Genomic DNA, 14,059 nt, shown 5'->3' with positions numbered 1-14,059 from the left:
CTCAGCTCTCCGCCGCGATGACGTCCAGCGCCTTCTGCAGGTCCGCCGGGTACTCGCTGGAGAACTCGACCCACTGCCCGTCCGCCGGGTGCTCGAACCCGAGCGACACCGCGTGCAGCCACTGCCGGGTCAGCCCGAGCCGCTTGGCCAGCGTCGGGTCGGCGCCGTACGTCAGGTCGCCCACGCACGGGTGCCGCAGCGCGGACATGTGGACGCGGATCTGGTGGGTGCGCCCGGTCTCCAGCTTGATCGCCAGCAGCGACGCGGCCCGGTACGCCTCGATCAGGTCGTAGTGCGTGACGGACGGCTTGCCGTCCCGGGTCACCGCCCACTTCCAGTCCGAGCTGGGGTGCCGCCCGATCGGCGCGTCCACCGTGCCGCTCATCGGGTCCGGGTGGCCCTGCACCAGCGTGTGGTACCGCTTGTCGGTGACCCGGTCGTGGAACTGCCGCTTGAGGTCGGTGTAGGCGCGCTCGGACTTGGCGACGACCATCAGGCCCGAGGTGCCGACGTCCAGCCGGTGCACGATGCCCTGCCGCTCGGCCGCGCCGGAGGTGGAGATCCGGTACCCGGCCGCGGCGAGCCCGCCGATCACGGTGGGGCCGGTCCAGCCGGGGCTCGGGTGCGCGGCGACGCCGACCGGCTTGTCGACCAGCACGATGTCCTCGTCGTCGTGGACGATCCGCATGCCCTCGACGTGTTCGGCGACGATCTGCACCGGGGCGGCCGGGGCGGGGATCTCGACCTCCAGCCAGGAGCCGGCGGTCACCCGGTCCGACTTGCCGGCCGCGGCGCCGTCGAGCGTCACCTTGCCGTCGGCGGCCAGTTCGGCGGCCTTGGTCCGGGAGAAGCCGAACATCCGGGACAGGGCGGCGTCGAGGCGTTCGCCCTCCAGGCCGTCGGGAACGGGGAGGCTGCGGATCTGCGCTGCGGTACTCACCCGTACGAGTATGCCGGAAACACGGCCCGCTCCCGCGCGCCGCGTTCCCCGCCCGCCGGGACTACTCCCCCTTGGCGCCCTGCTGGTGCACGGTCCCGTCCGGGTTGCTGCCCCGGAACGAGAGCAGCACGACCAGGATCCCGCCGCAGACGATCGCCGAGTCGGCGAGGTTGAAGACCGCGAAGTGCTGGACCGAGATGAAGTCCACGACGTGCCCGCGGAAGACGCCCGGCGCGCGGAACAGCCGGTCGGTGAGGTTGCCGAGCGCCCCACCGAGCAGCAGTCCGAGCGCGATCGCCCACGGCAGGCTGTACAGCCTGCGGGCGATCCGCCAGATCACCACGATCACGGCGGAGGCGATCATCGTGAAGACGACGGTCAGCGCCTGCCCCATCCCGAAGGCCGCGCCGGAGTTGCGGATCACCTGGAAGGTGACGACGTCCCCGATCACCTTGATCGCCGCGTGGTTCTCCAGCCTCGCGACCACCAGCAGCTTGCTGCCGAGGTCGATCAGGAACGCCAGCAGCGCGATGACCAGCAGCACCCCGATCCGCCGCGGACCCCTGGGCTTCTCCGCCACCGCCGGTTCGTCCACGGATGCCGCCCCGGACGGCTCGGCCACGGGCACCTCCACGGCATCGGCGGGGGACGGGACGGCGTCGTCCCGGGTCTGGGGGGAACCTTGCGTACTGATGATCCGCTCCGCTGCCGATGGAGCTCCCCCGGCCGTAGGAGGGGGAGGGTGGTGGGCCGGTGACGACCTGGACGCGTCCACAGGCGTTGCGGACGCGTCAGGCGACGTTACGGAGTCGAGCGTACGGCAAGCCCGACCCCCCGCGTCGCTCCGGCCGCCCGGTTCGGCGGCCGGGCCGGCGGCGGTTCAGCGGCGTTCCTGCTTGGCCTTGCACTGCACGCAGAGCGTCGCCCGCGGGAAAGCCTGCATCCGGGCCTTGCCGATGGCCTGCCCGCAGGACTCGCAGGTGCCGAAGCCGACGCCCTCCAGCCGGTCCAGGGCGCGCTGGGTCTGGGCGAGGCTGTCGCGCGCGTTGTTGGCCAGTGCCAGTTCGCTCTCCCGCGAGATGTTCTTCGTCCCGGCGTCCACCTGGTCGTCGCCGGCCCCGTCGTTGGAGTCGCGCATCAGGCCGGAGATGGCCGCCTCGGCGGCGTCGATCTCGTTCTGCAGCCGCTCCAGCTCGCTGATCAGCTCGTTGTGCAGCTCGTGGACCTCCTCGGTGGTCCACGCGTCCTCGCCGGGCCGGACCGGCAGCGTGGCCGGGTCCACCGACTCGGCCCCGCGCGGCGTGACGGTGTCGGTGCTGGTCTTCGGTGCGGTAGTGGTCACGGTCCCCTCCCCTGGATCGACCGCCACGGCCTTGCGTGCCCGCTTGGTGGCGGTACCCGCGCCGGTTCCCTTCTCAGCCATGGCTTCGACCCCATCTACGAACGAATCGAGCCGCCGGTTCCCGGCGGCTCCCAGTGCCGGAACGATAATCCCGATCAAAACCGGTCACAACATGACATACCGACGCCTCACGACGATCCCACCCAGGCAGCCGCCCCAACCGCCACGCCCCGCGCGCTGACAGGGTTGTGCCCACCTCACCCCGGCCTAACCACCCCCCGGCGACCGCTCTGACCAGCCCCGCCGCCCCTCCCGGGCGCCGCCCTCCCGAAACGGTTTGGACAAACCGACTTGCCCGGCCGATACACTGACCCTGCAAGGCGCAGATGGGACGAGTACCGACGTACGCAGCCACCAGCGATCCGGGGACGGTGCGAGCCCGGGGGTGTGCACGACGGGAAGATCACCCCGGAGCCGCCGGAAGAACGGCCGCCGCGAAGCCCGCAGCGGCCCACTAGACCCGGCAGCAAGCCCAAACAAGAGGGCCGCAACGCAGCACCGCGGCCAAGGAGGGTGGTACCGCGGGGCGGCCGGGCCGTCTCGTCCCTCCGGAGGATCCAGTCCCAGCATCCGCCGGAGGTAGACGCCCGCGATGAGCTCCCAACCCGTCCCCCACCACCACCCTTCCGACGACGCCCTGCGCGCGGCCCCGCTGTACCACCCCGTCCCCGCGCAGGTGGACCTGCCCGCCCTGGAGCACCGGATCCTGTCGTTCTGGCAGGACAACAAGATCTTCCAGCGCAGCCTGGAGCAGTCCGAGGGCCGCCCCGAGTGGGTCTTCTACGAGGGCCCGCCGACCGCCAACGGCATGCCCGGCGCCCACCACATCGAGGCCCGCGTCTTCAAGGACGTCTTCCCCCGCTACCGGACCATGAAGGGCTACCACGTCGCCCGCAAGGCCGGCTGGGACTGCCACGGCCTCCCGGTGGAGCTGGCCGTCGAGAAGGAGCTGGGCTTCTCCGGCAAGCAGGACATCGAGGCGTACGGCATCGCCGAGTTCAACGCCAAGTGCCGCGACTCGGTGACCCGCCACACCGACGCCTTCGCCGAGCTGACCACCCGCATGGGGTACTGGGTCGACCTGGACGAGGCCTACCGGACGATGGACCCGTCGTACGTCCAGTCCGTCTGGTGGTCGCTCAAGCAGATCTTCGACAAGGGCCTGCTGGTCCAGGACCACCGGGTCGCCCCCTGGTGCCCGCGCTGCGGCACCGGCCTGTCCGACCACGAGCTGGCCCAGGGCTACGAGACCGTGGTCGACCCGTCGGTCTTCGTCCGCTTCCCGCTGACCAGCGGCCCGCTGGCCGACCGGGCCGCCCTGCTGGTCTGGACCACCACCCCGTGGACCCTGGTCTCCAACACCGCCGCCGCCGTCCACCCCGGGGTCACCTACGTGGTGGCCACCGACGGCGACGAGCAGCTGGTCGTCGCCGAGCCGCTGCTCGCCAAGGCGCTCGGCGAGGGCTGGGAGGCCACCGGCGAGTCCTTCACCGGCGCCGAGATGGAGCGCTGGGCCTACCGCCGCCCCTTCGACCTGGTCGAGATCGAGAACGCGCACTACGTCCTCAACGCCGACTACGTCACCACCGAGGACGGCACCGGCATCGTCCACCAGTCCCCCGCCTTCGGCGCGGACGACCTCGCGACCTGCCGCAAGTACGGCCTGCCGGTGGTCAACCCGGTGCTCGCCGACGGCACCTTCGCCCCCGAGGTCCCGCTGGTCGGCGGCCAGTTCTTCAAGAAGGCCGACGAGGCCCTGGTCGCGGATCTCAAGGAGCGCGGCCTGCTCTTCCGCCACCTGCCGTACGAGCACAGCTACCCGCACTGCTGGCGCTGCCACACCGCGCTGCTCTACTACGCGCAGCCGTCCTGGTACATCCGGACCACCGCCGTCAAGGACGCGCTGATCCGCGAGAACGAGGCCACCAACTGGTTCCCCGAGACGGTCAAGCACGGCCGCTTCGGCGACTGGCTGAACAACAACATCGACTGGGCGCTCAGCCGCAACCGCTACTGGGGCACCCCGCTGCCGATCTGGCGCTGCGAGGAGAACCACCTCACCTGCGTCGGCTCGCTGGCCGAGCTCACCGAGCTCACCGGCACCGACCAGAGTGGCCTCGACCCGCACCGCCCGTACATCGACGACGTGACCTTCGCCTGCCGCGAGTGCGGCGGCACCTCCACCCGGGTGCCCGAGGTCATCGACGCCTGGTACGACTCGGGCTCGATGCCCTTCGCCCAGTACGGCTACCCGTACCGGAACAAGGAGCTGTTCGAGAAGCGCTACCCGGCGCAGTTCATCTCCGAGGCGATCGACCAGACCCGCGGCTGGTTCTACACGCTGATGGCCGTCGGCACCCTGGTGTTCGACAAGAACAGCTACGAGAACGTGGTCTGCCTGGGCCACATCCTGGCCGAGGACGGCCGCAAGATGTCCAAGCACCTGGGCAACATCCTGCAGCCGATCCCGCTGATGGACCAGCACGGCGCCGACGCCGTCCGCTGGTTCATGGCGGCCGGCGGCTCGCCCTGGTCGGCCCGCCGGGTCGGCCACGGCACCATCCAGGAGGTGGTCCGCAAGACCCTCCTCACCTACTGGAACACCGTCGCCTTCCAGGCCCTGTACGCCCGCACCTCGAACTGGGCGCCGTCCGCGAACGACCCGGCCCCGGCCGACCGCCCGCAGCTGGACCGCTGGGTGCTCTCCGAGCTGAACACTCTGGTCCGCGAGGTCGACGCGGCCTTCGAGGCGTACGACACCCAGCGCGCCGGCAAGCTGCTCTCCGGCTTCGTCGACGACCTGTCCAACTGGTACGTCCGCCGCGGCCGCCGCCGCTTCTGGCAGGGCGACGCCGCCGCGCTGGCCACCCTGCACGAGGCGCTGGAGACGGTCACCCGGCTGATGGCCCCGCTCACCCCGTTCATCACCGAGCGGGTCTGGCAGGACCTGATCGTCCCGGTCGTCCCGGACGCCCCGGCCTCGGTCCACCTGGCCGGCTGGCCGCAGGCGGACGAGTCGCTGATCGACGCCGACCTCTCCCGGCACATGGCGCTGGTCCGCCGCCTGGTCGAGCTCGGCCGGGCCACCCGCGCCGAGTCCGGGATGAAGACCCGTCAGCCGCTCTCCCGCGCGCTGGTCGCCGCCCAGGGCTGGGAGGAGCTGCCCGCCGACCTGCGCGCGCAGATCGCCGAGGAACTCAACGTCTCCACCCTGGAGTCGCTCACGGCGTCGTCCCCATCCGGGGCGGGCGGCAGTTCACTGGTCGACACCAGCGCCAAGGCCAACTTCCGCGCGCTGGGCAAGCGCTTCGGCAAGGGCGTGCAGGACGTCGCCAAGGCGGTCGCCGCCACCGACGCCGCCCGCCTGGCCGCCGAGCTGCGCGCCGACGGCGAGACCTCCGTCGAGCTCGACGGCGAGCGGATCACCCTCTCTCCGGACGAGGTGATCATCACCGAGACCCCGCGCGAGGGCTGGGCCGTCGCCAACGAGTCCGGTGCCACCGTCGCCCTCGACCTGGCCATCACTCCGGAGCTCAAGCGCCTCGGCGTCGCCCGCGACGCCATCCGCCAGATCCAGGAGGCCCGCAAGAACTCCGGCCTGGACGTCGCCGACCGCATCGTCCTCCGCTGGCGCGCCACCACCGAGGAGACCGCCGAGGCCATCGCCGAGCACGGCCCCCTCGTCGCCGAGGAGGTCCTCGCCACCGACTTCGCCGCCGGCGCGGCCGACTGGGAGTCCGAGACCTTCACCGACGAATCCCTGGGCCTCGCCTTCCAGCTCCGGAAGGCCTGACCCCCGCCGAAGCCGCCGTCACCCCCGAGGTGACGGCGGCTTCGCCGTACCCACCCCCGCGCCCGATCCGGCCCTCCCCTGTTCCCCTCCCCACCCCCACCAACGCGAAAAGGCGTCCCCTCCCCGACCCGGAGGTCGAAGAGGGGACGCCCTCAAAAGGCTCTGCTACAACCTCAGTTGTCGCCGTCCTCGTCGATCAGGAAGCCCCGCATCGGCGCCGGAGCCTGCTGCATCGGCTGCGGCGGCTGCGGCCGGACGGCCGCCATCGGCTGGGTCATCCCGGCCGGCTGCATCTGCGGAGCCCCGCTGTTGCCGCCGGTCGACTGCCCGCCGAAGCTCGGCGCCGAGGAGCTGCCACCGAAGGAGCTGTTCCCGCCGAAGGACGGCGAGCTGCCCCCGAAGGACGGCTGGTTGCCACCGAAGCTCGGCGCACTGCCCATCCCACCGGCACCGGCCGGCGTCATCGACGAGGCCGCCGGCGGCAGCGACGCGGTGGCGGGGATCCGCGGCGGGGCGAGCGAGTCGTCGGCCTGCGACTCCAGCTGACGCAGCTGGGTCTCCAGGTACGACTTCAGACGCGTGCGGTACTCACGCTCGAACGCCCGCAGGTCCTCGACCTTGCGCTCCAGCGTGGCCCGCGCGGACTCCAGCGAGCCCATCGCGACGCGGTGCTTCTCCTGCGCGTCCCGCTCCAGGGCGTCGGCCTTGGCACGGGCGTCGCGCTCCAGACCCTCGGCCCGGCTGCGCGCCTCGCCGACGATCTTGTTGGCCTCGGAGCGGGCCTCGGAGATCGCCTGGTCGGCGGTCTGCTGGGCGAGCGCGAGCACACGGGCGGCGCTGTCGCCACCGGGGCCCTGCTGCTGCATCGGGGCGCCCATGGGGCCACCCATCTGCTGCGGGCCACCCATCTGCTGGCCGCCGGGGCCCATCTGCTGCGGACCGCCCATGGGGCCGCCCATCTGCTGCATCTGCTGCTGACCCATGCCCTGGCCCATACCCTGGCCCATGCCCTGGCCCATCGGGTTGCCCATCTGCTGCGGGCCACCGGGGCCGCCCATGGGCTGGAGCATCTGACCGCCCATCGGCTGCACCAGCTGCTGCTGGCCGCCCATGGTCTGGTTCATCTGCTGCGGACCACCGGCCGGCGGGAGCTGCGGCGCGGAGCCGGCGGGCAGGCCGAGCGGCTGGTTGCCCATCTGCTGCTGGGGGCCACCGGGGCCCATCTGCTGCGGACCACCCGGACCCATCTGCTGCGGACCGCCGGGGCCCATCTGCTGCGGGCCGCCCGGGCCCTGCTGGCCGGGGACCGGCGGGCCGGATATGGCGGCCGGCACCGGGGCGCCACCCTGGCGGGGGGCGTCCTGCGCCGGCTCCTTGCGCAGGTTGGCCTGGTTCTGCGCGGCGGCACGAGTCGCGGCGGCCAGCTTGGCGCGCAGGTCCTCGTTCTCCCGGAGGAGGCGGGTCAGCTCCGCCTCGACCTCGTCGAGGAAGGCATCGACCTCGTCCTCGTCATAGCCTTCACGCAGGCGGACGGTCGTGAACTGCTTGTTCCGAACGTCCTCGGGGGTCAATGGCATCTCTTCACCTCAACGTGATCGTCGGCACACCGGCATCCTGTCGCATCGCTCACCTACGACTAGGGGTGCACAAGCGAGATCAGGACATACACAATGATCATCAGTACGAAGAAGGACAGGTCGAGCGCCACGCCCCCGAAACGCAACGGCGGAATGAGCCGCCGAAGAAGCTTGAGCGGCGGATCCGTGACAGTGTACGTGGCCTCCAGGACCAGGACCATGGCCTTGCCGGGCCGCCACGAACGCGCGAACTGGAAGACCCAGTCCATGACCAGCCGCACGAGCAGGAACACCAGGAAGACGGTCAGGGCGTAGTAGAGCACCGCCCACACGATGTCCATCGCGTTTTCCCTCTCCCCGGTCCCGAGCCCTCGGGCCCGCCGCTCGTCACCTGTCGCTAACCCACTGTTGATCAGATCCACACGTAAAGTCGTGGCCGGGTCAGCTCTGGTTGAAGAACCCACCCTCGGCGATCCGAGCCTTGTCCTCCGCCGTGACATCGACGTTAGCAGGCGACAGCAGGAACACCTTCTGTGTCACGCGCTCGATACTGCCGTGCAGACCGAAGACCAGTCCAGCCGCGAAGTCTACGAGCCGCTTCGCGTCCGTGTCGTCCATCTCCGTCAGATTCATGATCACAGGAGTGCCGCCGCGGAACTGTTCCCCGATGGTACGGGCCTCGTTGTAGGTCCGCGGGTGCAGCGTGGTGATGCGGTAGGGCTCTCGTTCGTTCACTACCTTGGGCATGATCACCGGGGCGCTCTTCTCCAGGTTGTGGCGGCGTTCGGGTGTGATGGACGACACGGGGGCCATCCTCGGGGTCTCCTGCCGGATCGGCACCGCCGCCGGCACCGGCTGCGGGGTGATCGAGGAGACCGGGGCGGGCGTGGCGGCAGCCGCGGCGGCCGGCCGGGGGATGTCCTCGGTCCGCTGTCCCGTCCGGATCGGCTCGGGGTCCGCGTCGTAGTCGTCGTCGGGGTCGTACCCCTGGCCGTCGTACGTCTCGTCCTCCACGAGGCCGAGGTAGACCGCCATCTTGCGCATTGCGCCGGCCATGCTCCTGTCTCCTCCGCTCATGGCCACCTCGCTGACGCTCGGCGGCTGCCTCGCGAAGCCGCGCCCCTTCCGATGGTCGCTCGCTTCGCTCACTCCGTGGGACCGGCTCCGTCTCCCGGCGGCCCGGGGCCGACGGCCCGGCCCACGGATTCCGCGGTACCTCCACGACGGCGCGTCAGGCCGACGGCCTGTCAGGGTTCGTGGAGTGGGGGCCGCGGAGCTGCGATCCACGGTTCGCTAGCGCTCCGGGGAGCTGCTAGATTCTGTCCTATTTTGTCCTGCAGTCTGATCTACTTACTCGGTGACGTTACCTGAGGGGTGACCTCACTCCGAGTACCGCCGTTCCGACGCGCACATGTGTCGCCCCGGCGGCAATCGCCTGCTCAAGGTCACCGCTCATCCCTGCGGAGACCATGGTGGCAGCCGGATGGGCCGTCCGTACTGCGGTTGCGATTTCCGTCAGCCGATCGAAGGCCCGGGCCGGATCCGCGGCCAGCGGACCGGCCAGCGGAGCGACGGTCATCACACCCTCGAGCCGCAGCCCGGGCGTGTCCGCGATCGCGTCGGCCAGTAGCGCGACGTCCTCCGGCGCGACCCCGGCCCGGTGCGCGCCCTCCCCGTGCTCCTTGTCGAGCGCCACCTGCACCAGGCAACCCAGGTCGGGGCGCTCCGACTTGAGCACGGCCGCGGAGAGCGACTCGACCAGCCGCAGCCGGTCGACCGAGTGCACGTGGTTCGCGTACCCGACGACCGAGCGGACCTTGTTGGTCTGCAGCTGTCCGACGAAGTGCCAGTCAAGAGGAAGGTTTCTGCACTGTTCCGCCTTGGGTGCGGCGTCCTGGTCGCGGTTCTCCGCGACGTCCGTCACACCCAGCCCGGCCAGCAGCGCGGTGTCCTCCGCGGGGTAGGTCTTGGTGACGACGATCAGGGTGACCTCGTCCCGCGCCCGCCCGGCCGCCGCGCAGGCGGCCGCGATCCGGCGCTCGACCACCTCGAGATTGGTCCCGAGTTCCTCGTACCGGCCCCGCTGGCCCTCGGTCAGCCCCGCGAGGAAGTCGGGACTGCCCGGGAACGGTCCGTAGATGTCGTTCGTCATCAGTGATCAGAGCCCAACCAGACGTAGCTCGCGAGCCGGCCCGTGCGCTGCTCGCGGCGGTAGGAGTAGTGATCGGCGGATTCGAGGGTGCAGACCGGTGATCGCACCGGTTCGCCGACCCCCAGCGCGGCCAGCTGGGCCGCCACCCCCGCCGGCACGTCCAGGGCCGGGGTCCCCCAGGAGGTCTCGGCGAAGGCCTCCGGCACCGCGGCGGCGACCTCGGCCCGCAGCCCGGCCGGCACCTCGTAGCAGCGACCGCAGACCGCGGGGCCGATGGAGGCGGTGATCCGCCCCGGCTCGGCCCCCAGTCCGAGCATCGCCCGGACCACCGCGGGCACCACTCCGGCCGCCAGTCCGGGCCGGCCCGCGTGGGCCGCGCCCACGACGCCCGCCACCGGGTCGGCCAGCAGCACCGGCGTGCAGTCGGCGGTCAGCACCGCCAGCACGAGCGGCCGGTCGGTGACCACCGCGTCCACCGTCGGGGCCTCCCCGGACGGCTGGCGCTCCGTCACCACGGCGACCTCGGCGCCGTGCACCTGGTTCATCCAGACCACGTCGGCCGGTTCGATCCCCAGCTCCCGGGCGGCCAGCGCCCGGTTCTCCCGGACGGCCTCCGGGTCGTCCCCCACCGCGCCGCCGAGGTTGAGCTCCCCGTACGGCGAAGTGCTCACCCCGCCCCACCGGTCGGTGAAGGCGAAGTGAGCACCCGCGTGGACCGCGTGATCGATCACTTAAGGAAATCCGGGACGTCGAGCTCCTCGGCCGGGCTCTCCACGTAGGGCTGCCGGACCGGCTGCACCTGCGGCGGCACCGGGGCGGCGGTCGTGGTGGCCGGGGTCTCCGCCGACCGGGTCGACGCGGCCGGGGCCTCCTCCGAGCGGGACGTCACCGAGCCGATGCTCCCGTACGACGGCCGGCCGGCCGGGCGCTCCGGGGCGGCCGGCGGCGTGGCCGGGCGCTCCGGGGCGGTGGACTTGACCACCGGGTCGCGGACGATCGCCGGCGGCTGTCCGCCGTCGAAGCCGGCCGCGATGACGGTGACCCGCACCTCGTCGCCGAGCGCGTCGTCGATCACCGCACCGAAGATGATGTTGGCCTCGGGGTGGGCGGCCTCGCTGACCAGCTGGGCCGACTCGTTGATCTCGAACAGACCGAGGTCGGAGCCGCCCGAGATGGACAGCAGCACGCCGCGGGCGCCGTCGATCGAGGCCTCCAGCAGCGGCGAGGAGATCGCCATCACCGCGGCGGCCTTGGCGCGGTCCTCGCCGCGGGCCGAGCCGATGCCCATGAGCGCCGAACCGGCCTCCGACATGACGGACTTGACGTCCGCGAAGTCGAGGTTGATCAGACCCGGGGTGGTGATCAGGTCGGTGATGCCCTGGACGCCGGAGAGCAGGACCTGGTCGGCCGAGCGGAACGCGTCGAGCACGCTGACCTGGCGGTCCGAGATGGACAGCAGCCGGTCGTTGGGGATCACGATGAGGGTGTCGACCTCTTCGCGCAGGCTCGCGATGCCGTCCTCGGCCTGGTTCGCCCGGCGCCGGCCCTCGAAGGTGAAGGGGCGGGTGACCACACCGATGGTCAGGGCGCCCAGCGAGCGCGCGATGTTGGCGACGACGGGCGCGCCGCCCGTGCCCGTGCCACCGCCCTCACCGGCGGTCACGAAGACCATGTCGGCCCCCTTGAGGACCTCCTCGATCTCCTCGCGGTGGTCCTCGGCCGCCTTGCGGCCGACCTCGGGGTTGGCGCCGGCGCCGAGGCCCCGGGTGAGTTCACGGCCCACATCGAGCTTGACGTCGGCGTCGCTCATGAGGAGGGCCTGCGCATCGGTGTTGATCGCGATGAACTCGACGCCCTTGAGACCGACCTCGATCATCCGGTTGATGGCGTTGACACCACCGCCGCCGATACCGACGACCTTGATGACTGCGAGGTAGTTCTGCGGTGCTGCCACGTCGAAGGCCTCTCGCCTCGAATTTCCGGGTCGGCCCGGCCCGGCGAGGGTCCGTTCCGACGGATGTCGATGGGTAGGGAGCCTGGTTTCTGACTGAATGTCCGAAATGCCGACCGCCGACCCCAACCCTAAACTTGACCTTTAGGGTTAGTCCTGTGTCTCCGTCACATCACCAACTGACACAGTCTGGTGACACAGGACACTAGGTCGCCCCGGGCACGTGTTTCAACGAACACGCCGAGCTTCCCTTTTTCTTTTGAGCCTATGTGATCATCAGCCGGCTTAGGAAACCGGGGTGACCACCAAGGGTCGGGCCGACACTTCGAGGCGTCAACCCCTCCCTCAGGCACAGAACCTACCGGATCATCCGGACACCGCCGGCGCCTCCGGCGCCGTCACGTCGAAGTTCGTACCCTTCTGATTCATCAGTGCCACCAGCACCCGGGCTTTTCGGTCAATTTGCTCCGGGCTCCCCCAACGCACCGTCGCACCCCCGGTGAGCTGCAACTCGATGTCGTCGTACGAGTGCACCAGCACCGCCCCGGCCCGCTTGGCGACCTCCGGCGGCAGCCCGGCGGCCACCGCCACCGCACCCTGGACCAACTGCGGGCGGGAGATCACGCCGTCCACGTCGTTCGCCTGCTGACTGAGCCGCAGCTCCACCACCGGCACACCCTCCGGCGGGGCCGCCTCGGTGGCGAAGCTCACGCCGGCGGCATCCACCTGGGTGAACCGGCCGTCCTCCCCCTTGACGGCGGCCACCGCCGTGCGCTGGACGACCTTCACCTGCAGCGTGTGCGGCCAGCCCCGCCACACCTCGGCCTTGGCCACCCGGGGGATCGCCTCCACCCGGTGTCTGACGTCGTCCAGGTCCACCCGGGCCAGCGGGCCGTCGCCGAGCCCGCCGATCGCGCCGCGGACCTGGACCGCCGTCAGTCTGTCGTCGGTCGTGCCCTGGACGGCGACGCTGCGCACGTCCAGCACGGACGAGTAGAACACCAGCCAGGCCAGCCCGCCCAGCACCACGGCGCCGAGCACGCTCAGCACCACGACGCCCCGCCGGGAGAGCCGGAGGCGAGGAGCGGACTCCTCGTCCTCCAGCTCCGCTTCGAGCGGGTCGGCGGGCCGGCCGTCAGCCACGGCGGCGACCGCCGCGATGGGCCTGGATGGCCTCGTAGACCATGCCGACCAGCAGGTCGTCGGCGTCGCGACGGCCGAATTCGGCCGCGGCCCGGCTCATGTCCCACAGCCGCTGCGGGTCGGTGAGCACCGGCAGCACGTTCTGCAGCACCCAGTCCGAGGTCAGCTCGGCGTCGTCCACCAGCAGGCCGCCGCCGGCCTTGACCATCGGCTGGGCGTTCAGCCGCTGCTCGCCGTTGCCGATCGGCAGCGGGACGAAGGCGGCGGGCAGGCCGACGGCCGCCAGCTCCGCCACCGTCATGGCGCCGGCCCGGCAGAGCATCATGTCGGCCGCCGCGTAGGCGAGGTCCATCCGGTCCAGGTACGGCACCGGGCGGTACGGCGGCATCCCGGGGACGTCCGCGACCTGCGGCAGCTCGTTCTTCGGGCCGACCGCGTGCAGGATCTGCACGCCGTACTGCTGCAGCCGCGGGGCGATCGCGGTGACCACCTCGTTGAGCCGGCGGGCGCCCTGGGAGCCGCCGGAGACCAGCAGGGTGGGCAGCCGCTGGTCCAGGCCGAAGTACTGCCGGGCCTCCGGGCGGGCCGCGTTGCGGTCCAGGGTGGCGATGGTCCGGCGCAGCGGGATGCCGATGTACCGGGAGTCGCGCAGCTTGCTGTCGGGCGTGGAGACGGCCACGAAGTCGCTGTAGCGGGCGCCGATCTTGTTGGCCAGGCCCGGGCGGGCGTTCGCCTCGTGCACCACGATCGGCACACCGGCCCGCTTGGCGGCCAGGTAGGCGGGCATCGCGACGTAGCCGCCGAAGCCGACCACGGCGTCCGCGTTGACCCGCTCGATGATCTCCTGGGCGGCCCGCACGGTGCCGCGCAGCCGGCCGGGGACGGTGATCAGCTCCGGGGTGGGCTTGCGGGGCAGCGGGACGGCCGGGATGAGCTCCAGCTGGTAGCCGCGCTCGGGTACCAGCCGGGTCTCCAGACCGCGCTCGGTGCCCAGGGCGGTGATCCCGATGGACGGGTCGTGCCTGCGGAGGGCGTCCGCGAGGGCCATGGCCGGTTCGATGTGACCGGCGGTCCCCCCGCCGGCGAGTACGACATGCACCG

General features: G+C 71.5%; 12 protein-coding genes. 1 reads left to right on the top strand and 11 read right to left on the bottom strand.

The genetic code is table 11. The features are described from left to right. Position 1: 1 nt before the first annotated feature. From AB0Q99_RS09740 to AB0Q99_RS09730, 3 genes are all read right to left on the bottom strand, one after another. Positions 2 to 940, bottom strand: coding sequence for an RluA family pseudouridine synthase (locus AB0Q99_RS09740; protein WP_363569853.1), 939 nt, complete (start codon positions 938 to 940; stop codon positions 2 to 4). Positions 941 to 1,001: 61 nt separating this feature from the next. Beyond that, positions 1,002 to 1,568 carry a signal peptidase II gene (gene lspA / locus AB0Q99_RS09735; RefSeq protein WP_363570047.1) on the bottom strand — a complete coding sequence of 189 codons (567 nt, stop codon included), beginning with the start codon at positions 1,566 to 1,568 and terminating at the stop codon, positions 1,002 to 1,004. A 252-nt stretch (positions 1,569 to 1,820) separates the two neighbouring features. Beyond that, the gene (locus AB0Q99_RS09730; RefSeq protein WP_363569851.1) at positions 1,821 to 2,282 is read right to left on the bottom strand and encodes a TraR/DksA family transcriptional regulator; all 462 of its coding nucleotides are present in this window, start codon (positions 2,280 to 2,282) and stop codon (positions 1,821 to 1,823) included. A gap of 652 nt (positions 2,283 to 2,934) precedes the next feature. On the opposite strand from AB0Q99_RS09730, the gene ileS reads away from it, so the two are divergent. Continuing rightward, entirely contained in the window at positions 2,935 to 6,135 is a 3,201-nt protein-coding gene (ileS, locus tag AB0Q99_RS09725; RefSeq protein ID WP_363569850.1) for an isoleucine--tRNA ligase, read from the top strand. Positions 6,136 to 6,308: 173 nt separating this feature from the next. Here ileS and AB0Q99_RS09720 read toward each other — a convergent pair whose 3' ends face one another. The 8 genes from AB0Q99_RS09720 to murG form a co-directional block, all read right to left on the bottom strand. Then, on the bottom strand, positions 6,309 to 7,712 hold the full coding sequence (locus tag AB0Q99_RS09720) for a DivIVA domain-containing protein (RefSeq protein ID WP_363569848.1): 1,404 nt from the start codon (positions 7,710 to 7,712) through the stop codon (positions 6,309 to 6,311). Positions 7,713 to 7,771: 59 nt separating this feature from the next. Beyond that, entirely contained in the window at positions 7,772 to 8,053 is a 282-nt protein-coding gene (locus tag AB0Q99_RS09715; RefSeq protein WP_030060143.1) for a YggT family protein, read from the bottom strand. 100 nt (positions 8,054 to 8,153) lie between these two features. Continuing rightward, entirely contained in the window at positions 8,154 to 8,768 is a 615-nt protein-coding gene (gene sepF, locus AB0Q99_RS09710) for a cell division protein SepF (RefSeq protein ID WP_030060144.1), read from the bottom strand. Positions 8,769 to 9,075: 307 nt separating this feature from the next. Beyond that, positions 9,076 to 9,864, bottom strand: a complete 789-nt coding sequence (locus AB0Q99_RS09705; protein WP_363569846.1) for a YggS family pyridoxal phosphate-dependent enzyme — start codon at positions 9,862 to 9,864, stop codon at positions 9,076 to 9,078. Next, positions 9,864 to 10,592 carry a peptidoglycan editing factor PgeF gene (gene pgeF / locus AB0Q99_RS09700; protein ID WP_363570045.1) on the bottom strand — a complete coding sequence of 243 codons (729 nt, stop codon included), beginning with the start codon at positions 10,590 to 10,592 and terminating at the stop codon, positions 9,864 to 9,866. Before pgeF ends, AB0Q99_RS09705 begins: the two co-directional genes overlap by 1 nt. Continuing rightward, positions 10,592 to 11,818 carry a cell division protein FtsZ gene (ftsZ, locus tag AB0Q99_RS09695; protein ID WP_363569844.1) on the bottom strand — a complete coding sequence of 409 codons (1,227 nt, stop codon included), beginning with the start codon at positions 11,816 to 11,818 and terminating at the stop codon, positions 10,592 to 10,594. The genes pgeF and ftsZ overlap by 1 nt, the downstream gene beginning before the upstream one ends. 363 nt (positions 11,819 to 12,181) lie before the next feature. Continuing rightward, positions 12,182 to 12,958 carry an FtsQ-type POTRA domain-containing protein gene (locus tag AB0Q99_RS09690; RefSeq protein ID WP_363569842.1) on the bottom strand — a complete coding sequence of 259 codons (777 nt, stop codon included), beginning with the start codon at positions 12,956 to 12,958 and terminating at the stop codon, positions 12,182 to 12,184. Continuing rightward, the gene (murG, locus tag AB0Q99_RS09685) at positions 12,951 to 14,057 is read right to left on the bottom strand and encodes an undecaprenyldiphospho-muramoylpentapeptide beta-N-acetylglucosaminyltransferase (protein WP_363569841.1); all 1,107 of its coding nucleotides are present in this window, start codon (positions 14,055 to 14,057) and stop codon (positions 12,951 to 12,953) included. Before murG ends, AB0Q99_RS09690 begins: the two co-directional genes overlap by 8 nt. Positions 14,058 to 14,059: the final 2 nt, after the last annotated feature.

This window comes from Kitasatospora sp. NPDC086791, assembly GCF_040685975.1.
Lineage (GTDB): Bacteria > Actinomycetota > Actinomycetes > Streptomycetales > Streptomycetaceae > Kitasatospora.
This window is presented reverse-complemented; position numbering and strand designations above follow the sequence as displayed.